Below are 21,250 nucleotides of genomic sequence, written 5' to 3'. Positions count from 1 at the left end.
CGGAAAGCTGTTGCAGCGCAGCCGGAATAACCCAGTAGTACACCCAGGTCCCGCGTCGTTCACAATCGAGCAGCCCGGCCTGGCGCAACACCTTCAGGTGATGCGAGATAGTCGGCTGAGACAAGTCGAACGAGTCGGAGATGTCGCAGACGCAGGCTTCACCACCCTCGTGACTTGCCACCAAGCTGAGCAAGCGGAGACGAACCGGATCGCCGAGGGCCTTGAACATCCGAGACAAGTCGCCGGCCCAATCCTCGGTCAACGGTTCACGAACGAGCGGGGTGCAGCAAGCCTCGGAGTCCGGCAGCTCTTGATTCGACATTCTTCGATATTGGCAGATATCGAATCAACGCGCAATCGGGCATCCGGTCAGCCGGATCCCGGACTCATCCCTCGGCGATCGCCGTTCGACGCTCGAGCAGAACAGTGTCGCGCCACACGCCGTCGAGTTCGGCGATCTTCTCGCGAAGGCCGACCGTTCGAAACCCGGCCGAATGATGGAGCGAGATGGAGGCACGGTTCTCCGGGAACATCGACGTCTGCAGAGTCCAGAGTCCGTCGGCGTCGGCGGCCATGACTTGCTTGCGCAACAACGCCTTTCCGACGCCACGACCACGCATGCCGTCCGCAACGTACACGGAGTTCTCGGCAACCCCGCGGTAGCAGTCACGCTCGGAAACCGGACTCAACGCAGCCCATCCGACAACAACACCCCCGACAGTCGCCACCCATCGATGCTGCGGCAGCCACCGTTCGTGGAGATGCTCACGCGAGGGGACCTCAGCGGCAAAGGTGGCATTTCGGGTGTCGATACCCTCGCCGTAAATACGGCGAACCGCATCCCAGTCGTCGTCGATCATGGCCCGGACAGAGACATCGTCGGGCAGATCACTCGGGCAGCACGGACGCGGAGCAAGGACTCCCATCACCACATCCGCCGCCTGCGGCAAGGCAACGCAACACGTCGGACTCATCGCGACGACCGTGCTCGTCCCTTCCTTACGCATGGTCACAAAACCCACATCGGCAAGCTTGCGCAGGTGGTGCGACACCGTCGGTTGCCCGATCCCCAACGCCTCGGCGAGCGCTCCGACGGTAATACCACCGACCGCGCTCGCTACCCGGTGAAGCAATCGGACGCGCATCGGCTCGGCAAGGCAGGCGAACCACTGCGCGTAGGTATCGGCATCGCCCTGCGCGAGGACGGAAGAACGGATCTGATCCGAGTCCGAATCTCCGACTCGCACCGTCGGAGTCTGCAGCGAAGTCATCTCTCCACTATATCGACAGCTGTCGATGGTTGCCTACATTGATGATCGTCGATACTGTTCCCCGTAGATCGATAATCGTCGATGAAAGGCACGAAAATGAACCCCCTACCCGTTGTCGTGATCGGGGCCGGCCCGATCGGCCTAGCAGCCGCAGCAGAACTGCGCGAGCGCGGACTCACACCCCTTGTATTCGAGCGCGGAACCACAGCCGGTGCTGCGATCTCCGAGTGGAATCACGTTCGACTGTTCTCCCGGTGGTCCGAACTCGTCTCCCCCGCCGCGCGGCGACTCCTCGACCAGAATGGATGGAGCTCACCCGACGGGCAGACCTATCCGACCGGCCGGCAATGGCGCGAGCTCTACCTCGAACCACTCGCCTCGGCCCTCGCCGACCTGGTCCAGTTCGACACCGAGGTGATCGGCGTAGCTCGACGCGGACGTGACCTGGTCGTCGACGCCGGACGCGACAGCGAACCCCTCTCGATTCACCTGCGGCGCCGGGACGGAACCGAGGATCGGATGTTCGCCCAGGCCGTTGTGGATGCGTCCGGCACCTGGGGCACCCCCAACCCGCTCGGTGGTGAAGGTCTTCCTGCACTCGGCGAAGGCGCTGTGGGTACTGCGATCCGGTACCGGGTTCCTGATCTCGACGATCCGGCAGTGCGGGCACAGTTCGCCGGAACGCACACCGTCATCGCAGGTAGTGGCCACTCCGCGCTGACGGCGATCGTTGCGCTGTCAGGGTTGGCGGAGCAGGCTCCGAGCACCCGCATCACCTGGGCGGTCCGCCGAGGAAACATCGGCTCTGCATTCGGAGGCGGCGACGCTGACGAACTGCCCGCGCGCGGCGCCCTGGGCTTGCGTGCAAAGAAGGCCGTCGAGGATGGCCTGTTGAGAGTCGTCACCGGCTTCCGCACCGCAGAGGTGACAACTACCCCTTCGGGACAACTCATACTCGCCTCCGATGCGGGTGATCGCATCGAGAACGTGGACAACGTCATAACGCTGACCGGCTTCCGCCCCGATCTGTCCTGGCTCTCGGAAATTCGACTCGGCCTCGACCCGGTCTTACAAGCACCGGTCGAGCTTGCTCCGCTGATCGACCCGAACGTCCACTCGTGCGGCACCGTTTACCCGCATGGCGCGAAGGAGCTTCGCCATCCGGAGCCGGGGGTGTACTTGGCTGGAATGAAAAGCTACGGCCGAGCACCCACCTTCCTGGCGATGACCGGCTACGAGCAGGTTCGCAGCATCGCAGCCGAGCTCGCCGGCGATCACGAAGCAGCGGCCCGCGTCGAGTTGGTCCTTCCGGAGACCGGAGTCTGCGGCGGCGCAGGCATTTTCGACGAACCTGACACAGCAGAAACCGACACAGGGAAAGCCGAGGGCGGATGCTGCAGCGCCCCCGCTCCGAAACTGATCACGCTGTCTGCACCGTCCGGCAACACCTGCGGATAGAAACAGTCCTTGACGACGGAACCAGCCCGCCGGGCTGCCACATCCGGCCGAACAAGGCATGCTGATCGTGTGCATACATTCGAGGTCTGGGCGCCCACACCGGAATCGGTCCGGGTCGAAGTCGACGGCATCACGCACGAGATGGACCGGACCGACGACGGGTGGTGGCGCGCCGAGGTCGACTGCGACAACCGCGCTCGCTACGGCTTTGTCGTCGACGGTGAAACACTCCCGGATCCGCGTTCACCACGCCAGCCCGAAGGCGTGCATCTCCGCTCCCAACTGCACCAACTCGACGAGGCGTCCTGGACCGACTCTCAGTGGACCGGACGACAACTCCCAGGATCATCGGTCTACGAACTGCACATCGGAACGTTCACCCCCGAAGGAACATTCGACGCCGCGATCGAACGTCTCGATCACCTGGTAGACCTCGGCGTCGGCTTCGTGGAAATCATGCCGGTCAACGGCTTCAACGGAACTCACAACTGGGGCTACGACGGTGTGCTCTGGTACACGGTCCACGAGATCTACGGTGGCCCGGACGGATTGCAACGCTTGGTGAATGCGGCCCACGAACGCGGACTCGGCGTGATCCTTGACGTGGTCTACAACCACCTGGGCCCGTCGGGCAACTACCTCGAAAAGTTCGGCCCCTACATTGCCGATGGAGCGAACACCTGGGGCCGAACGATCAACATCGGCGGTCCGCAGTCGGGCGAGGTTCGCGAGTACATCATCGGCAATGCCCTGCGATGGATGCGCGATTTCCACATCGACGGTCTACGCCTCGACGCCGTCCACGCGTTGGTCGATCACACCGCAACGCACATCCTCGAGGAACTCGCCGTCCGAACGGAAACACTGTCGGCCCATCTGGGCCGACCGCTCACGTTGATTGCCGAAAGTGATCTCAACGACGCCACTCTGATCACACCACGAGCGGCCGGCGGGTTCGGCTTGGACGCGCAGTGGGACGACGACATCCACCACACGATTCACACGGCCGTGTCCGGCGAACGCCAGGGTTATTACGCCGACTTCGGATCCTTGGAATCCCTTGCAAATACATTGCGGCGCGGTTTCTTCCACGCCGGAACGTATTCCTCGTTCCGTGGACGGGTTCACGGCCGGCCGATCGACATCACGCATCAGCCCGCCAGCGCCCTGCTCGCATACACGTGCACCCACGATCAGATCGGCAACCGCGCGATCGGGGACCGCCCGAGCGCCTATCTGACGCCAGGACAATTGGCGATCAAGGCGGCGCTGGTCCTGCTATCGCCGTACACACCGATGCTGTTCATGGGCGAGGAATGGGGAGCGACCACTCCGTTCCAGTTCTTCACCTCGCATCCGGAACCGGAACTCGGCGAGGCCACTGCCAAAGGCCGCAAAGCGGAGTTCGCGGCGCACGGCTGGAACAGTGACGACATTCCGGATCCGCAAGACCCACAGACATTTCTGCGATCGAAACTGGACTGGGACGAGCGAGACGACGAGACACGCGCTCGCGTCCTGGCCTGCTATCGCGATCTACTTGCCCTGCGCAGGAAGCGAATCGAGATCACCGACCCTTGGCTGGGGAACCTGCACGTCGACTACGACGAGGACGACCAGTGGATCACCTTGCGCCGCGGCGCATTACAGATCGTGTGCAATCTGGGAACGGACGCGGCCTCGGTTCCGGTCGGCGGAACCCCCATCCTCTGGTGGGATCCGCCGACACAGGACGAGACCGCGTCCGCAACAGTGGTGCCGGGGCACTCGTTCGTCGTACTCGAAAGCTGACTAACTCTCGAGATTCCGGTATTAACGCTTCGCGTTCTCTGGTGTACTCCGCAGCATCCGCAACACCAATGCGGCACTGACGAACAGAACCAAAGCTGTTGCACCGGCAGCAACGTGCATACCGTCGACAAACGCCGACTTCGCGGAATCGGCAAGCACCGAACCGAGTTCACCAGGTAGGTACGTTGCTTCCTGCAGGGCACCGCCGAGCGTGCCCTGTGCAGCGTGCGCCTGATCTGCTTCGAGCATCGAGGTGTCGATTCCCTTGCGGAAGATCGCCATCACCACGCTGCCCAGGATCGCCACGCCGAGCGCGATGCCGAGTTCGTACGCGGTCTCCGACACAGCGGACGCAGCGCCGGCGCGTTCGGGTTCCACCGAGCTGACCACGAGATCCGATGTCAACGTCAACGCGACACCGACACCAGCACCGGCCAGACCGAAGCCGATCACGAACATCAACGGGCCGCTGTCGACGCCGAGCGCGAGCAGCATCGCAGCACCGATACCGGCAACCGCGAGGCCCGCGCTGAGCACGTGAGACACCGACCACCGGCGAATCAACCAGGCCGCCGCAACCGCGGTGAATGCGCTGAGCAACATACCCGGGAGCATCAGCAGGCCGGCGTCGAGCGCCGAGTTACCCAGCACCAACTGCAGGTACTGCGAGCCGAAGAACAGGACACCTGCCAGCGCGAAGATCGAGAGCAGGTTGGTGATGACGGCGGTGGAGAACGACGCGTTGGCAAACAGCTTCAGATCCAACATCGGATCCTTCAGCATCCGCTGACGACGCACGAACACGTAACCCGCCGCGAGACCAACGAGGCCGATCACCAGCAACGTGATGCTGACGCCGTGCACCACGGATTCCTTGACCGCGTACACCAGCGGCAACATGGTCGCCATCGACAGACCAGCGCTGATGAGGTCGAATCGACCCGGATTGGGGTCCTTCGACTCCGGGATCAGGATCGGGCCGAGTACAACCAGCGCGATCATGACCGGAATGTTGATCAAGAAGACCGAACCCCACCAGAAGTGCTCGAGCAACCAACCACCGACCAACGGGCCGGCCGCGGTACCGCCACCGGCCATCGCGCCCCAGACACCGATCGCCTCGGTGCGCTGACGCGGGTTGACGAAGATCGTGCGGATCAGACCGAGGGTGGCCGGCATCAGCGTTGCACCGGAAATACCCTGCAGCACGCGGGCGGCAATGAGCATCTCGGGACTGACAGCGAGAGCGGCGATGATCGAGGCGAGACCGAAGCCGACTGCGCCGATCAGGAGCAGTTTTCGCCTACCGATCCGGTCGCCGAGCGTACCCATGGTGATGAGCAGACCGGCGAGCACGAACGAATAGACGTCGATGATCCACAGCAACTGCGTGCTGCTCGGCTCGAGGTCGGCGCTGATGAACGGAAGCGCAAGATCGAGCACCGTGCCGTCGACTGCGATGAGCAACACAGCAAAGGCAAGGACTATCAAGCCCGCCCAGTCACGCTTTGTCGCCCGAACCTCGTCGGGATTGATTGCAGACGTGTGATCTGCCGACACTGACATTGCTCCCCTGCGACTTTCTCTGAGTTCTTTCGAAAAGACTTCACTGCACCGTCCAGCCGGTACAGTAGGTCTACGGTAACAGTGAACCGTCCGAGCGGTAAAGTTATTTCCGGGTAGGGTCACATCACATGGCTGCCGACACTCGCGATCGAATTCTCGACGCACTGGAGAAGCTGCTGCTGGTCAGCGGCGTCGCCCAAGTCACGCTCGAAGGCGTTGCCGCCGAAGCCGGGGTTTCCAAGGGCGGACTTCTCTATCACTTCCCCAGCAAGGAAGCACTGCTCGCGGCGATGGTCCGCAGACTCGGAGAACGCTCGGATCAGCAACTCGAAGACGCCGTAGCCGGCGGTACGACGGTCACCGAGTTCTATCTGCAGATCCCCGATGCGAACGAAAGCGAAGAACTCTCACTCTTCCGGTCGATCATCGCGGCACTGAGAACAGTCGACGGACAACACGACGAAATCCAGAAGGCCGTCACACATGTGATGCGGAGCTGGGACAAGGGCCTTCAGACCGAGATCGCCGACCCTGTGCAGGCCGAGATCATCCGACTCGTCGGCGACGGCCTGTATCTGGCGGCCATGCTCGGACTCCCCCAGCCGGATCCCGAACTGCATCGACAGGTAGTCGAGCGACTGCGGCCCTGACCGGGGGGGGCGTCCCTTACGTCAGATAGCGGTACGCCGGGCTTCCCGGCTCGAGCCTCTCGGACTGCATCGGCGCGCGCTCCATCCGCTCGAGTAACGCCGCCAACCCGTCGGCGGAACCGAGTTCGATACCCACCAACGCGGCACCCGTCTCGCGATTGTTTCGCTTGACGTACTCGAACAGCGCGATGTCGTCGTCCGGCCCGAGCACGTCCGAGAGGAAGCGACGGAGCGCTCCCGGTTCCTGCGGAAAGTCGACCAGGAAGTAGTGCTTGAGCCCGAGGTGAACGAGCGAACGCTCGAGGATTTCGCCGTAACGAGAGACGTCGTTGTTGCCACCGGAGATCAGGCACACGACGGTCGAACCCGGCTCGAACGTCAAATTCTGAAGTGCCGCAACGGAAAGCGCTCCCGCGGGTTCGGCGATGATGCCCTCGCTCTGATACAGCTCGAGCATCGCCGTGCAGATAGCGCCCTCGTCGATCTGATTGACGACAAACGATCCCGAACCGGACCGTGTCTGAAGTTGACGAGCCACGAGCGGCAACGACGCGTGCGACACCACGGCGGCACCCAGACGTGAGACGACCTCGTAGGGAACATCGCCGATCCTCTTGACCGCTGCTCCGTCGACAAATGGATCGACGTCGGGAAGAGTCACCGGGCCCCCGGCAACAAGAGCGGCCGTCATTGACGCCGCACCGGACGGCTCGATCCCGACGATCGACGTCTTCGGCGACCGTTCGTGCAGGTAGGTGGCGATGCCCGCAATGCAACCGCCGCCTCCGACCGGCACGACGATCGTGTCGAGAGGGGCGTCCAATTGCGTGAGAATCTCCGCTGCGATGGTTCCTTGCCCCGCAGCGGTGCGCACGTCGTCGAACGGCGGAACCATGGTTGCGCCGGTTTCGGCTACGTCCTCGGCGGCCGCAGCAGCGGCGGCGTCATAGGTCTCACCGATCATGAACAGTTCGACAAACGCTCCACCGTGCGCGCGGATGCGATCACGCTTCTGCTTGGGGGTATTGGCCGGAACGTAGATCCGACCCTTGATCTGCATCGTTCGGCACGCGAAAGCAACACCCTGCGCATGGTTACCGGCACTGGCAGTCACTACGCCGGCACCGCGTTCGGCCTCGTTGAGCTGAGCGATCAGGTTGTACGCTCCACGAATCTTGTACGAACGAACGCCCTGGAGGTCCTCACGCTTGAGATACACGTGTGCCCCGGTCAACGCCGAAAGACGATCGCTGTACTGCAGGGGCGTCGCCGCAATGACGTGCTGAATTCGCTCGATGGCCGCGTCGATCTCCTGCGCGTCGAGCGCGGGGACGGTGGACTTCGTTACTACGACATCGGGCGAGTTAGACACCCCGCCATTTTCGCACGTCGGAGATCAACCTTCCCACCACCCCGCCCCGCATGGTCTGCGAGGCAGGGTGGCGGTAGGTCAGCCGCGCGGATCCAACTGTGAGGGACGTGGCACGTTCCGCAGATTCGACTTGGCCATCTGTACTGCCTCGCCGACGCCGCCGTTCATCACCATCTTCGACATCGCCAAAGCGAAGCCCTTCATCTGACCACCGGTGATGGTGGGCGGCAACGACAATGCCAACGGATCGGTCACCAGATCCACCAAGGCCGGACCGTCGTGATCGAGCGCGGCGCGTAGGCCCGCTTCGATATCCGCGGGATTCTCGATTCGGCGCGAAAAGATACCGAGCGCAGCAGCAACCGCCGCGTAGTCGACCGCGGGCACGTCGACCCCGAAATCCGGAAGGCCGTCGACCAGCATCTCGAGCTTGACCATTCCGAGCGTCGAGTTGTTGAACACCACGATCTTGACCGGCAACTTGTACATCGCGACGGTGACCAACTCACCGAGCAGCATCGACAATCCACCGTCGCCCGACACCGAGATGACCTGACGCCCCGGACTCGACCATGCAGCACCCATCGCGTGTGGGAGCGCATTGGACATCGATCCGTGCAGCGCCGAGGAGATGAAGCGTCTCGATCCGTTCGGATTGAGATAGCGCGCCGTCCACACGTTGCACATCCCGGTGTCGGCGGTGAAGATTGCGTCGTCGGCTGCCAGATCGTCCAAGATCGATGCCGCATACTCGGGGTGAATCGGCGTGCGCTGCTTGACCGGATCCGTGTATGCACCAACCACTTTGGTCATCAGAGTGTTGTGCTTGGCGAGCGTGTCCTCCAGGAACCCGCGGTCGGTCTTTCGATCAAGCTGCGGAATCAGTGCGCTCAAGGTGCTCGCGACGTCGCCGTGCACAGCCAGGTCCAGGCTGGTTCGACGCCCCAACCGCTCGGCCGCGATGTCGATCTGAGCAGTGCGAACGTCGTCGGGCAAGAACTGATCGTAGGGAAAGTCCGTACCGATCAGGAGCAGGAGATCGGCGCCGTGGATACCGTCGTGCGCCGCACCGTAACCGAGCAATCCGGTCATCCCGACGTCGTATGGATTGTCGTACTGGATCCATTCCTTGCCACGCAGTGAATGCCCGATGGGAGCGCCGACGGTTTCGGCCAACGCCAGAACCTCCGCGCGCGCATCTCGCACGCCCGCGCCGGCGAAGATCGCAACCTTACGCGAGCCGTTGATCACATCTGCCAACGCCTTGACGTCACCGGCATCCGGAACGACTGTCGGCCTTCGGGTTTCGACGAGCGTCGGCGGGGTGCCTTCTGCCGGACAATCGGCGATGTCCCCGGGAAGCACGATCACCGAGACGCCGTTTCGAGCCACCGAATGCTGAATCGCCGACTGCACCACGCGAGGTGATTGGACTGCCGTGCTGACGAGTTCGGTGTAACTCGAACATTCGATGAAGATCCGCTCGGGATGCGTTTCCTGAAAGTAGCCCATTCCGATCTGGGCGCTGGGGATGTGTGAGGCGATCGCGAGGACCGGCGCGCCCGAACGATGAGCGTCGTACAGGCCGTTGATCAGGTGAAGGTTTCCGGGGCCGCAGGATCCGGCACACACTGCGAGTTTTCCGGTGATCTGGGCATCCGCTGCGGCCGCAAACGCAGCTGCTTCCTCATGCCGGACGTGTATCCAATCGATTCCGCCCTTCTCGGAACCACCGGTGCGACGAACCGCATCGACGATGGGATTGAGACTGTCACCGACAATGCCGTAGATCCGACTGACACCCGCGTCAACGAGCTGCTGAACCAATTGATCTGCAACGGTTTTCGGACTCATCAGACCTCCATGACACACTCCCGGGAGTCGGGATCGCCGACCCCCGGGAGTGACGATTTACTTGTGATTGATGCAGCGCTTCTTGTGGAATGCGGGGTTACTTGGGTTCGAGCACGAACACCGGAATCTCACGATCGGTCTTCGTCTGATAATCGGCGTAGTCGGGGTACGCAGCGACAGCGCGCTCCCACCAGACCGCCTTCTCGTCGCCGGTGACTTCCCGAGCAACCAGGTCGAAGACCTGCGTCGCGTCACGCAGCGTGACGTGCGGGTCGGCTTTGACGTTGTAGTACCAGACCGGATTCTTCGGGGCGCCACCGAGCGAAGCCACAACGGCATACGAACCGTCGTGCTCGACCCGCATCAGCGGCGTCTTCCTGACCTTACCGGACTTTGCCCCGATGGTCGTGAGAACGACGACGGGCATGCCGTTCATGTCGTTTCCCTCGGTGCCACCGGAGTTCTCGATGCGTGCGACCTGATCGGCGGCCCACGACGCTGGACTGGGTTCGTACTCACCTGTGATTGGCATGTATACCAGTGAACACCCACTCGAGCACCTTGGCCACCGAACCACGCCGACCAGGCCTGTCGCCCGCGCACTCCCCTGGTTGATCGATTAAGTGAGCTGCCGATCAATAAAGTTCGCTTGCCCGAACTCTCATCTCTGGCTACTCTGAAACCACAGCTTCGAACAGCCGTATCGGAAAGGGACGAGATGACCACCGCAGATATCTCCACTCGCGAATCACGCCCCTCCCCCGACTATTGCGTCGATCTGGCCGGAACTCGGTGGCCGCTGTACAAGATCGAAGCTCTCGTGGTCGGGTTCGTGCTGTTCGTCGTCGCCGGTGCCGTCACGCAGTCGATGCAGGTGGCCGTACTGACTGCCGCAACGGCCGCTGTAGTCACGTGGTGGGTACGGCGCGTGCACTACTCACGCACCACCTGATCACCGCACTCCCCCGAACTCCCGCGAACCACGAAGGGACCTTGCTGCATCAGCAGCAAGGTCCCTTCGTTCGGTTCAGGTCCGCTCGGCGGTCAGACCGTCAGGCAACTCGGTCCGAGCAATGCCTTCAGGTCGCCCATCAGTGCCGAGGACGGTTCGACCCGAAGGACGTCGTCGACCTTCCACAAGCTGATTTCGGTTCCGCCGATCAGTCGGACATGGACATCGGACGTCCCCGGATGCCTGGTCAACACCTGCTTGAGAGCACTGAGCTTGTCCTTGGTGCATTGCCGAAGCGGCAGCGAGACCGACAGCGGACGCGCAACCCCGATCGCCGAAATATCAGGTACCGCAAGGTCGTTGCCGATCAGTGACATCCGATCGTCTCGGATCGAAACGCGAGCCTTGACCAACACGATGGCATCCTCGGCGATGTCCATTCCGTACACGGCGTACGCCTGCGGGAAGAACAGCACCTCGATTCCACCCACGAGATCTTCGAGCTGCACGATGCACCAGGTCAGACCGTTCTTGTTGACCCGGCGGTCCACCGAGGCGATGATGCCGCCGAGAGTTACCTGGGCACCGTCCTGGACGCCGCCTTCCAAAATCGCGGCGATGGACGTGTCGGACTGCTGGCGAAGAATGTGCTCGACGCCGTTGAGCGGGTGACCGGAAACGTACAGCCCCAGCATCTCTCGTTCGAGCGCCAGGCGATGCTTGGAATCCCACTCTTCGTCAGGAATCTTGACGTCGAACACCGAGGTGATCGACTCGTCCGCCTCGGCACCGCCGAAGAGGTCGAACTGTCCGATCGCCTCTGCCTTCTTGGTGCTCATCACGGAATCGATGGCGTCGGCATGAACCAACATCAGGCCCTTGCGCGGATGACCCAACGAGTCGAAAGCACCGGCCTTGATGAGCGATTCGGTGACCTTCTTGTTGCAAGCCATCGCGTCGATCTTGCCGAGATAGTCGGAGAAATCTGTGAACTTCGACTTCTCGGTGCGCGCCTTGATGATCGAGGCGACGACGTTGGCGCCGACGTTACGCACCGACCCCATACCGAAACGGATGTCGTCGCCGACGGTCGCGAAGTCGACTCGCGATTCGTTGACGTCCGGTGGGAGAACGGTGATGCCCAGCTTGCGGCAGTCTGCGAGATAGATCGCGGACTTGTCCTTGTCGTCACCGACGGAGGTCAGCAGACCCGCCATGTACTCGGCCGGGTAGTTCGCCTTGAGGTACGCAGTCCAGTACGACACGAGTCCGTAGCCGGCGGAGTGCGACTTGTTGAACGCGTAGCCGGCGAAGGGAAGGACCGTGTCCCACAGCGCCTTGATGGCGGCTTCGCTGAAGTTGTTGTCCAACATGCCCTGCCGGAAGCCGGCGTAGGCCTTTTCCAGCTCGGACAGCTTCTTCTTACCCATGGCGCGACGCAGCAAGTCGGCCTGACCCAGAGTGTACCCGGCCACCTTCTGCGCCAGTTGCATGATCTGCTCCTGGTAGATGATCAGGCCGTAGGTCTCCGAGAGGATCTCCGCGAGCGGCTCCTCCAATTCGGGGTGAATCGGCTTGACGTCTTCCAAGGCGTTCTTGCGCTTGGCGTACGAGATGTGGGCGTCCACACCCATCGGTCCCGGTCGATACAGCGCCAAGGCGGCGACGATGTCGCCGAATCCGGTGGGCTGCATCAGTTTCAGCAACTCGCGCATACCGCCGCCGTCGAGCTGGAACACACCGAGAGTGTCGCCGCGGGCGAGCAGTTCGTATGTTGCCGCATCGTCCATCGGCAAAGTGTCGAGGTCGAGGTCGATGCCGCGGTTGGCTTTGATGTTCTCGAGCGTGTCGCCGATGACCGTGAGGTTTCGCAGACCGAGGAAGTCCATCTTGAGCAGGCCGATGGCTTCACACGAGGGGTAGTCCCACCCGGTGATGATTGCGCCGTCCTGGGCGCGCTTCCAGACCGGGATTGCGTCGGTGAGCGGTTCGGACGACATGATGACCGCGCAGGCGTGCACACCGGCGTTACGGATCAGCCCTTCCAGACCCACCGCGGTCTTGTAGATCTTCGCGACGTCCGGGCTGGAGTCGATGAGTGCTCGAACCTCGACGGCCTCCTTGTACCGCTCGTGCTTCGGATCGGTGATACCGGAGACAGAGATGTCCTTGGCCATGATGGGCGGCGGGAGTGCCTTGGTGATCTGATCGGCGATGGCGAAGCCCGGCTTGCCGAACTGGACGCGAGCCGAGTCCTTGATGGCAGCCTTGGTCTTGATGGTGCCGAAGGTGATGACCTGGGCGACCTTGTCGTTGCCCCACTTGTCCGTCGCGTAGCGAACCATCTCGCCGCGACGGCGATCATCGAAGTCGATATCGATATCGGGCATGGACACACGCTCGGGGTTGAGGAATCGCTCGAACAGCAACCCGTACGGGATGGGGTCGATGTTGGTGATACCCATCGCGTAGGCCACCAACGAACCGGCAGCCGATCCACGGCCGGGCCCGACACGGATCCCGACGTCCTTGGCGTGGTTGATCAGGTCGCCGACCACGAGGAAGTAGGCCGGGAAGCCCATTTCGTTGATGACGCCGATCTCGTAGTCGGCGCGGGCGAGGTACTCCTGCGGCGGTCCGCTCGGGAATCGGCGATCGAGTCCGCGCATCACCTCGGCGCGCAGGAAGGTCTGCTGCGTGTGTCCCTCCGGGACCGGGAAGATCGGCATGCGGTCGTGGAACGCCCACACGTCCTCGTACGACTGCACACGCTCGCCGATTGCAACGGTGTTGTCGCATGCCCCCGGTACCTCGTTGTCCCAGATGGCGCGCATCTCGGCAGCGGACTTGAGGTAGTAGCCGTCGCCGTCGAACTTGAAGCGAGTGGGGTCGGAGAGCGTCTTGCCGGTCTGAATGCAGAGCAGCGCCTCGTGATTCTCGGCGGCGTCCTTGGTGACGTAATGGCAGTCGTTGGTGGCAAGTGGCGGAATACCGAGTTGCTTGCCGATGTCGAGCAGACCCTCTCGCACACGGCGCTCGATCGAGAGACCGTGATCCATCAGTTCGAGGAAGAAGTTGTCCGGGCCCCAGATCTCCTGCCACTTCGCGGCAGCTTCGAGAGCCTCGCGATCGTGACCGAGACGAAGGCGGGTCTGGATCTCACCGGACGGGCAACCCGTGGTGGCGATGATGCCCTCGGCGTGCGCGGCGATGAGCTCCTCGTCCATCCGTGGCCATTTACCGAGCTGGCCCTCGATGGACGCGAGCGACGACAGCTTGAAGAGGTTGCGGAGTCCGGTCGCGTTCTCGGCCACCATCGTCATGTGGGTGTACGCACCGCTACCGGAGACGTCGTCGGACTTCTGGCTGCGATCTCCCCACAGAACTCGCTTGGTGTTGAAGCGAGACTCGGGTGCGATGTAGGCCTCGATGCCGATGATCGGCTTGATGCCGGCGCTCTTTGCCTCGTTGTAGAACTGGCTGGCGCCGTACATGTTTCCGTGGTCGGTCATGCCGACTGCGGTCATTTCGAGACGAGCGGCCTCCTCGAACATGGCGCCGACCTTGGCCGCACCGTCGAGCATCGAGTACTCGGTGTGATTGTGAAGATGTACGAACGAGTCAGCCACGTGCGCCTCTCTGAAGGTCTGGGAGCGAGATCGAGTGTATGCCGCGCTGCCGACACGACCGGCGACCGACGTAGCGGAGTCGCCGTGCGCCGCCTCCGGTCACGTGACCGGAACCTCGGGTTCGGCGCTCGACCTCACCGAACGCCGCGAACGTCGACCGGCGACGAAGGTGTCTGTCGTGAAGATCACCAGTGCAGCCCAGATCAGAACGAAGCCGATCCAGCGTGAGGCCGGCATGTCCTCGTGCATGACGGCCACACCCCACGCCATCTGGAGCGCCGGGGTGAGGTACTGCAGCATGCCCATCGTCGCCAACGGAACTCTCTGAGCGGCGACGCCGAACAGGAGCAGCGGCAGCGCGGTGACCGGGCCGGCGGCAAGCAGCAACAGGCTGTGCCCGGTACCGCTGCTGATGAATGCACCGGCCCCGGTCAGGCCGAGAAACACGAGGTAGCCGACCGCGAACGGTGCGGCAACGACTCCCTCGGCAGTCAAACTGGTTCGAGGATCGAGCGGAACCACCTTCTTGACCAACCCATAGGTGGCAAACGAGCCGGCGAGCAGCAAAGCGACGATCGGAGGTTTCCCGAAGTCGACCGTGATCACCACAACTGCCGTGGCAGCGAGAACGAGCGCGGCGATCTGGGCGGGACGCAATCGTTCGCGGAAGATCACGACGCCGAGCAGAACGGTGACCAGCGGGTTGATGAAGTACCCGAGAGCCGCCTCCACGACGCGGCCTGACACCACGGCATAGATGTACGTCCCCCAGTTCACGGCGATCGCCGCTGACGCCGCGGTCACCAGCAGCCAGGTGCGTGCGCTGATTCCGCGAAGCGATCCGAGGCGGCCGGCAAAGGCCAACACGATCAGCATCAACAGAAGGGTCCACACCACCCGGTGCGCCAGGATCTCGACCGGATCGGCGAAGTCGAGTAATCCGAAGAAGGCCGGGAACGTTCCCCACAACAGGAAAGCCGCCACACCGTAGAAGATCCCCGAGGACGAACGGGACTCAGCGCGTTCGTCCTTGTTCACAGAACCGGAGTTCACGGGACCGGACCATCGTCGGGGCCGGGAGCAACGACGTCCACGTACTCCGGCAGCAAGGGACGGACGGCTGCCAACCACGGCGAGGCGTCGGACGGCAACGCTTCCACTGCACGGACGTTCGAGTCATGTTCGATCGCTTCGAGTCCTTCGGGAGTAGCTCGCACCAGCACGCCCACCGCGCAGGCGCACCCGGCGGACAATTGCTTCGCCGACGCGAGCGCCACCTGTTGCTGACGATCGGTGTCGCCGCCGAGCGAGACCAGTCGCGTGGCTGCAACACCGGGCGATCTGCGTACTGCTTCGTCGTTGTCGGGAACGGGCACCGACATGAGCGGCGTCTGGACGCGCTCGATCGGAACTCGGAACATGACCCTGGACACGCGAACGCCCGAGACCTCAGCGCCCGGCACCTGAACACTGCTGGTCGACGTGATGACCTCGTCGACGGTGAGTGCCTTCGTGAACGAGACCAACGCCCACACCGGCCCATCGACCGACGCGACGGAATCTCGCGCTCGGTCGAGGTAGTCCGGGACAGCTTCCCCACTGTCCGGACCCAGGGTGTCCGTCCGGATCGGCGGGGTCGGCACGGGATTCGCGAACCCCACGCCCACCACCGCCGCCACACCGACCACCACCGCGACGACGGCCGGCGCGGGGGTAAGCCCGCGCGGTGTCATGAGGACCGGAGAACTTCGAGTGCGTGTTCGAGATCCTTCGGGTACTTGCTCTTGATCTCGACCCAGCGACCGTCCGCCGGATGTGCGAATCCAAGAGACACGGCGTGCAGCCACTGGCGCTCGAGGCCGAGCCTTTCGGCAAGTCGAGGGTCCGCGCCGTAGGTCAGGTCGCCGCAGCACGGATGGCGCAACGCCGAAAAGTGGACACGGATCTGGTGTGTGCGACCGGTTTCGAGGTGCACGTCCAGCAGACTCGCTGCCTGGAACGCCTCGATGGTGTCGTAGTGCGTGACGCTGGGCTTGCCGTCGGCTGTGACCGTGAATCGCCAGTCGTTCCCGTGATGGCGTCCGATGGGCGCGTCGATCGTTCCGCTGCTCGGGTCGGGGTGTCCCTGCACGAGAGCGTGGTAGCGCTTGTCGATGGTCCGCTGCTTGAAAGCGCGCTTGAGCAACGTGTACGCGCGCTCGGATGTGGCAACCACCATGACACCCGACGTTCCGACGTCCAGGCGGTGGACGATGCCCTGACGCTCGTGGGCACCGGACGTCGAGATGCGGAAACCGGCCGCGGCAAGTCCGCCGATGACGGTCGGTCCCGTCCACCCGACGCTGGCGTGCGCGGCAACTCCGACGGGCTTGTCGACTGCCACGACGTCGTCGTCGGCGTAGAGGATCTCCATTCCCTCGACCGGTGTCGCTTCGATGGTCAGGGGCCGCGGCGGTTCGGGCAGGACTACCTCGAGCCACGACCCTGCGGTCAGACGATCGGACTTGCCGACGGCCACACCGTCGACGAGTACCGAGCCTTCTTCCGCGAGTGTCGCGACCACGGTGCGCGAGAGTCCGAGAAGGCGCGCGAGGCCGGCATCGACGCGCATGGCATCGAGACCGTCGGGCACTGGCATCGAACGGGATTCCCTCACTTGGTTTCTCCCTCGGCTGCAGCCTTCGATTCGGTGAGCTTCTTGTCGTCCGCCTTGTGATCACGCAGGCGTTCACCGTTGGGTTCGAAGCCGAACAGTGTCAGGACGACGAGCAGAATCGCGCCACAGACGATCGCGGAATCCGCGATGTTGAACACCGGCCACCAGCCGACGGAGACGAAATCCACCACATGTCCGCGCATGATTCCGGGAGAGCGGAAGAATCGGTCGACGAGGTTACCCAGCGCGCCGCCGAGAACGAGGCCGAGACCGAGCGCCCACCACGGTGATCGGAGCGTGCGACCGATCTTGATCACACCGATGACCACACCGATTGCGACGAGAGTGAGGATCCACGTCATCGACGTCGCCATCGAGAACGCTGCCCCCGGATTGCGCACCATCGTGAATGTGACCACGTCACCGATGATTTCGATCGGCTGCCCCGGTTTGACCGCGGCGACTGCCCACACCTTCGTGAGAATGTCCGAGAGCAGGATGACAGCGGCGATGGCAATGAGCATGGTCAGCCGGCGGGGCTTTTCGACCGGCACAACCGCCAGGTCACCGTCTTCCGATTTCACGGCTTCCGGTTTCACGGTTTCGGGCTCGTCGGCCTTCGAGATTTCGGTAATCGGCTGATCCTCCGCGTTGACATCTCGGTCTGGGTGGTCTGTACTCACGCAACCATCATCCCTCATGTTCACCGCACCGGGTCACGCACTCTGCAACTGCGGCTAGCCTGGAGCGCGTGCCACTGCTGTCCACGACCGGCCGACGCGTTCCGTTCGCCCTCGCTGCCCTCGCTCTCACCACCGTTCTCACCGCTTGCGGCGACTCGGATCAACCTCCGAACACCCCGACCTCCTCGCCGAGTGAGGTGACTGTTCCGGTGACCGCCGCGACGGTCGAAGTTCTCGAGGCGGGAAGCGAGCCGCGCGAGGTTTTGCGTACGAACTTGCCTGTCGGCACCACGCAGACGGCGACGCTCGTCACCCAGGCCGTCGTGAGTCAGCAGATCGATCAACAACCGGCGCAGGATTTCTCTTCGCCGGAGATCACGATCCCGCTCTCGGCAAACGTGACCGCTGACGATCCCACCGCAGTCGTTGACCTCACGCTGTCGTCGATGACCTCGCCCGATGCAACGCTGCAGGCTGCGCTGAGCGGGGCCGACGGGTCTGCAGCCGGATTGTCGGTCACGGATTCGGGCGCCATCACCGCCCTACGGTTGAAGCCCTCCGCCAACTCGGCCAATGCTGCCCGCGCTGCAATCGAACAAGCGCTGGGCCAAGCGGTCTACCGGACCGTCGCACTCCCCGACGCTCCGGTCGGTGTCGGCGCACGTTGGGTGGTTCGGCAGCAAGTCAGCAGCGAAATCCTGCTCGATCAGACAACCACCGTCACGCTCACCGCGCGCGAGGGCAATCGGCTTTCGCTCGCGGTGGACGTATCGCAGACCCCGCAGAGCCCGGTCTGGAACCTGGCCGGTGACGCCGGAACGCTGAACATCGATCAGTACGTCATGGCCGGCTCCGGAAACCTCACCGTCGACCTCTCACTCCCCTTGCCGATCGACGGACAGATGACCGTCGGCGGCGACCAGGCATACGGCGACCCGGACAGCTCCTCGGTGATCCGGCAGACCATCTCCAACAGCATTCGGTGGGAATCGTGACACGCCGGTCGCTTCTCGCACTTGGTCTGACCGCAACGGCGGCACTGTTCGTCGTGACCGGTTGCGGCTCGGACGACTCGCCTGGTGCCGACACGACTACGCAGGTTTCCGCCCCACAGGTCGGCTTGGCGCCGTTCACGGCTGCTCCGGCCGCACCGCTGAGCGGGGCGCCTCTCGACCGTGACGGCCTGCAACGAGCCGCGCTCACCCTGTCCGAGCTACCTGCCGACTTCGACGTAGTTCCCGACCCGGTCGACGACCTCGGCCTCGCACCGGCGCCGGAAAATTCGGAGGCGGACAAGTCGAGCACCGACCCCGCCGTCTGCGCCCAGGTTCTGGCGCCGATAGCCACCCAGGCTCCCGGATCGGTCGCCGACCTCTCCGACATGTTCACCGGCCCCGATTTCACGAGCATCGATCAGGACTCTGCTTCGTACGCCGACGGCACCGCGGCAGCAGCAGCTTTCGAGAAACTTCAGACCACGCTGGCTGGGTGTGCGGAGTATTCGGGAACCGATGCCGACGGAACGACAATCACCTATCGCGTCGGCGGAGCGTCGGACCCGAACATCGGCGACGCGTCTTTCGCTTTCCGAATCATCACGGAGAGTGGCGGTTTCACCTTGGTTGCCGACGCGATCGTGGCCGCAGTCGGGACGACGTTGACTCAGCTGTCCGCGACGGCGCCGAGTCCGATCGCCCCCGATGTTCTCCTCTCGATGGCATCGGCCGCCGCAGATCGCCTGCGCGCACAAACGCCCTGACAACGAGCGGATTCGTCCTGTCTCGGCCTTTCGCGAATGATTCGGGACCACAGACCCTTTGACAACTGCCCGTCCACACTGAACGGTGAGAGTAGGTACGAAACAGACCAACGCGACACACTGATGTGAGGAGCCAGAGTTCATGCCGGAACCCAGAAGGTCAGATCACACCGATTACGTAGCCGTCAATCCGATCTTCTCGAGGCCTGGCGAGGATTCGGTTGCATCGAAGTACACACTCGAACCCGATGGCATGCTTCCCGAGACCGCGTATCAGATCGTCCACGACGAAACGATGCTCGACGGCAATGCGCGGCTCAATCTCGCGACGTTCGTCAGCACGTGGATGGACGATCACGCCACCAAACTGTATGCCGAGTCGTTCGACAAGAACATGATCGACAAGGACGAGTATCCGCAGACCGCCGCGATCGAAACCTATTGCTGGCGCATCCTTGCCGATCTCTGGCACTCACCCTCCCCCAAGGACGCAATCGGCACCTCGACGATCGGTTCGTCCGAAGCCTGCATGCTCGGCGGCCTGGCGATGAAACGACGCTGGCAGCACGCACGAAAAGCCGCGGGCAAGTCGACCGAAAAGCCAAATCTCATCATGAGTTCCGCGGTCCAGGTGTGCTGGGAGAAGTTCTGCAACTACTGGGACGTCGAAGCGCGTTACGTGCCGATCAGCGAGGAACACCGCACCCTCGACGGTCACGATCTGGACAAGTACGTCGACGAGAACACCATCGGCGTCGTCGCGATCATGGGCGTCACCTACACCGGGATGTACGAGCCGGTCCTGGAAATCTCGAAGGCACTCGATGAGATCCAGGCGAAGACGGGACTCGACGTCCCCATCCACGTCGACGGCGCTTCCGGTGCGATGATCGCACCGTTCCTTCAGCCCGAACTCGAATGGGATTTCCGACTACCGCGCGTCCACTCCATCAACACCTCGGCGCACAAGTACGGGCTCGTCTATCCCGGCCTCGGATGGGTGGTCTGGCGATCGCAGGATCTACTTCCCGACGACCTCGTCTTCAAGGTGAGCTACCTCGGCGGCAGTATGCCGACCTTCGCACTGAACTTCTCGCGCCCCGGCGCTCAGGTGATCCTGCAGTTCTACTTGTTCCTGCGTCTCGGCCACGACGGCTATCGCGCAATCCAGCAGTCCTCCCAGGACGTGGCGAAATTTCTCGCCGAAGGGATCGGGAAACTCGACGCGTTCGAACTGTGGAACGACGGTTCCGACATCCCGGTCTTCGCGTGGCGCCTCGCCGAGGGGCACACGTCCAACTGGACGCTGTACGACCTCTCGGACCGGTTGCGAGGCAAGGGCTGGTTGGTGCCGGCCTACCCCATGCCGGACGATCTCGCGGATCTGACAGTGCAGCGCATCGTGGTTCGTAACGGACTGAGCATGGACCTGGCGGCCAATCTGCTGCGCATCATCGAAGAGGAAACCGCGTTCCTCGACGAACTGGACAGCCCGATGCCGCGGCCGCGCGTCACCGAGGGATTCCATCACTGACGTCGCTTACCGCGTGAAGAGCGGCCGCCCACTCCCCTTCGGGAGTCGGCGGCCGCTCTGGTGTTTCAGGTGTTA

Annotated in this window: 18 protein-coding genes; 7 read left to right on the top strand and 11 right to left on the bottom strand. The window is 63.1% G+C overall.

Going from position 1 to position 21,250, the window contains the following annotated elements; all coding sequences use genetic code 11:
* Together QM609_RS09175 and QM609_RS09170 are read right to left on the bottom strand one after the other, a co-directional pair.
* The coding region (locus QM609_RS09175) for an ArsR/SmtB family transcription factor (protein WP_283337270.1) at positions 1-322 on the bottom strand (322 nt) is incomplete at its 3' end.
* 64 nt (positions 323-386) lie between these two features.
* Entirely contained in the window at positions 387-1,271 is an 885-nt protein-coding gene (locus tag QM609_RS09170) for a helix-turn-helix domain-containing GNAT family N-acetyltransferase (RefSeq protein ID WP_050655317.1), read from the bottom strand.
* A 96-nt stretch (positions 1,272-1,367) separates the two neighbouring features.
* On the opposite strand from QM609_RS09170, the gene QM609_RS09165 reads away from it, so the two are divergent.
* Complete coding sequence (locus tag QM609_RS09165; RefSeq protein ID WP_050655316.1) at positions 1,368-2,729, top strand: NAD(P)-binding domain-containing protein; 1,362 nt, start codon at positions 1,368-1,370, stop codon at positions 2,727-2,729.
* Positions 2,730-2,798: 69 nt separating this feature from the next.
* Positions 2,799-4,520, top strand: a complete 1,722-nt coding sequence (gene treZ, locus QM609_RS09160; RefSeq protein ID WP_050655315.1) for a malto-oligosyltrehalose trehalohydrolase — start codon at positions 2,799-2,801, stop codon at positions 4,518-4,520.
* Positions 4,521-4,541: 21 nt separating this feature from the next.
* Here the strand turns inward: treZ and QM609_RS09155 are convergent, their stop codons facing one another.
* On the bottom strand, positions 4,542-6,086 hold the full coding sequence (locus tag QM609_RS09155; protein ID WP_007733146.1) for an MFS transporter: 1,545 nt from the start codon (positions 6,084-6,086) through the stop codon (positions 4,542-4,544).
* A gap of 128 nt (positions 6,087-6,214) precedes the next feature.
* On the opposite strand from QM609_RS09155, the gene QM609_RS09150 reads away from it, so the two are divergent.
* On the top strand, positions 6,215-6,736 hold the full coding sequence (locus tag QM609_RS09150; RefSeq protein ID WP_007733148.1) for a TetR/AcrR family transcriptional regulator: 522 nt from the start codon (positions 6,215-6,217) through the stop codon (positions 6,734-6,736).
* Between the two features lie 16 nt (positions 6,737-6,752).
* Here QM609_RS09150 and ilvA read toward each other — a convergent pair whose 3' ends face one another.
* From ilvA to QM609_RS09135, 3 genes are all read right to left on the bottom strand, one after another.
* Entirely contained in the window at positions 6,753-8,108 is a 1,356-nt protein-coding gene (gene ilvA, locus QM609_RS09145) for a threonine ammonia-lyase IlvA (RefSeq protein WP_007733150.1), read from the bottom strand.
* Positions 8,109-8,186: 78 nt separating this feature from the next.
* The gene (locus tag QM609_RS09140) at positions 8,187-9,962 is read right to left on the bottom strand and encodes a pyruvate dehydrogenase (protein ID WP_020969844.1); all 1,776 of its coding nucleotides are present in this window, start codon (positions 9,960-9,962) and stop codon (positions 8,187-8,189) included.
* Between the two features lie 97 nt (positions 9,963-10,059).
* A complete protein-coding gene (locus QM609_RS09135; RefSeq protein WP_003941666.1) occupies positions 10,060-10,494 on the bottom strand; it encodes a nitroreductase family deazaflavin-dependent oxidoreductase in 435 nt (144 codons plus the stop codon).
* A gap of 186 nt (positions 10,495-10,680) precedes the next feature.
* Between QM609_RS09135 and QM609_RS09130 the strand changes: the two genes are divergently transcribed.
* Positions 10,681-10,914 carry a hypothetical protein gene (locus QM609_RS09130; protein ID WP_003941759.1) on the top strand — a complete coding sequence of 78 codons (234 nt, stop codon included), beginning with the start codon at positions 10,681-10,683 and terminating at the stop codon, positions 10,912-10,914.
* Positions 10,915-11,006: 92 nt separating this feature from the next.
* Here the strand turns inward: QM609_RS09130 and dnaE are convergent, their stop codons facing one another.
* The 5 genes from dnaE to lspA all read right to left on the bottom strand — a co-directional run bounded on the left by dnaE (position 11,007) and on the right by lspA (position 17,882).
* On the bottom strand, positions 11,007-14,543 hold the full coding sequence (gene dnaE / locus QM609_RS09125; RefSeq protein WP_003941755.1) for a DNA polymerase III subunit alpha: 3,537 nt from the start codon (positions 14,541-14,543) through the stop codon (positions 11,007-11,009).
* 99 nt (positions 14,544-14,642) lie between these two features.
* The gene (rarD, locus tag QM609_RS09120; protein ID WP_007733157.1) at positions 14,643-15,596 is read right to left on the bottom strand and encodes an EamA family transporter RarD; all 954 of its coding nucleotides are present in this window, start codon (positions 15,594-15,596) and stop codon (positions 14,643-14,645) included.
* Positions 15,593-16,276, bottom strand: coding sequence for a hypothetical protein (locus QM609_RS09115; RefSeq protein WP_007733159.1), 684 nt, complete (start codon positions 16,274-16,276; stop codon positions 15,593-15,595). The genes rarD and QM609_RS09115 overlap by 4 nt, the downstream gene beginning before the upstream one ends.
* The gene (locus tag QM609_RS09110) at positions 16,273-17,199 is read right to left on the bottom strand and encodes an RluA family pseudouridine synthase (protein WP_007733161.1); all 927 of its coding nucleotides are present in this window, start codon (positions 17,197-17,199) and stop codon (positions 16,273-16,275) included. Before QM609_RS09110 ends, QM609_RS09115 begins: the two co-directional genes overlap by 4 nt.
* Positions 17,196-17,882, bottom strand: coding sequence for a signal peptidase II (lspA, locus tag QM609_RS09105; protein ID WP_050655314.1), 687 nt, complete (start codon positions 17,880-17,882; stop codon positions 17,196-17,198). Before lspA ends, QM609_RS09110 begins: the two co-directional genes overlap by 4 nt.
* A 68-nt stretch (positions 17,883-17,950) precedes the next feature.
* Here lspA and QM609_RS09100 point away from each other — a divergent pair, with 68 nt between their 5' ends.
* The 3 genes from QM609_RS09100 (at position 17,951) to gad (ending at position 21,175) form a co-directional block, all read left to right on the top strand.
* A complete protein-coding gene (locus tag QM609_RS09100; RefSeq protein ID WP_003941753.1) occupies positions 17,951-18,877 on the top strand; it encodes a hypothetical protein in 927 nt (308 codons plus the stop codon).
* Positions 18,874-19,641, top strand: a complete 768-nt coding sequence (locus QM609_RS09095; RefSeq protein ID WP_228232670.1) for a sensor domain-containing protein — start codon at positions 18,874-18,876, stop codon at positions 19,639-19,641. The genes QM609_RS09100 and QM609_RS09095 overlap by 4 nt, the downstream gene beginning before the upstream one ends.
* 142 nt (positions 19,642-19,783) lie before the next feature.
* Complete coding sequence (gene gad / locus QM609_RS09090) at positions 19,784-21,175, top strand: glutamate decarboxylase (protein ID WP_003941675.1); 1,392 nt, start codon at positions 19,784-19,786, stop codon at positions 21,173-21,175.
* Positions 21,176-21,250: the final 75 nt, after the last annotated feature.

Source organism: Rhodococcus sp. IEGM 1302 (assembly GCF_030056935.1).
Classification (GTDB): Bacteria; Actinomycetota; Actinomycetes; order Mycobacteriales; family Mycobacteriaceae; genus Rhodococcus_F; species Rhodococcus_F qingshengii.
This window is presented reverse-complemented; position numbering and strand designations above follow the sequence as displayed.

What these genes read in the sequence shown, in the direction of transcription:
- QM609_RS09170 (WP_050655317.1), bottom strand. Translation starts at nt 1,271, where the DNA reads ATGACTTCGCTGCAGACTCCGACGGTGCGAGTCGGAGATTCGGACTCG.
- QM609_RS09165 (WP_050655316.1), top strand. Translation starts at nt 1,368, where the DNA reads ATGAACCCCCTACCCGTTGTCGTGATCGGGGCCGGCCCGATCGGCCTA.
- QM609_RS09155 (WP_007733146.1), bottom strand. Translation starts at nt 6,086, where the DNA reads ATGTCAGTGTCGGCAGATCACACGTCTGCAATCAATCCCGACGAGGTT.
- QM609_RS09150 (WP_007733148.1), top strand. Translation starts at nt 6,215, where the DNA reads ATGGCTGCCGACACTCGCGATCGAATTCTCGACGCACTGGAGAAGCTG.
- QM609_RS09140 (WP_020969844.1), bottom strand. Translation starts at nt 9,962, where the DNA reads ATGAGTCCGAAAACCGTTGCAGATCAATTGGTTCAGCAGCTCGTTGAC.
- QM609_RS09135 (WP_003941666.1), bottom strand. Translation starts at nt 10,494, where the DNA reads ATGCCAATCACAGGTGAGTACGAACCCAGTCCAGCGTCGTGGGCCGCC.
- QM609_RS09130 (WP_003941759.1), top strand. Translation starts at nt 10,681, where the DNA reads ATGACCACCGCAGATATCTCCACTCGCGAATCACGCCCCTCCCCCGAC.
- QM609_RS09115 (WP_007733159.1), bottom strand. Translation starts at nt 16,276, where the DNA reads ATGACACCGCGCGGGCTTACCCCCGCGCCGGCCGTCGTCGCGGTGGTG.
- gad (WP_003941675.1), top strand. Translation starts at nt 19,784, where the DNA reads ATGCCGGAACCCAGAAGGTCAGATCACACCGATTACGTAGCCGTCAAT.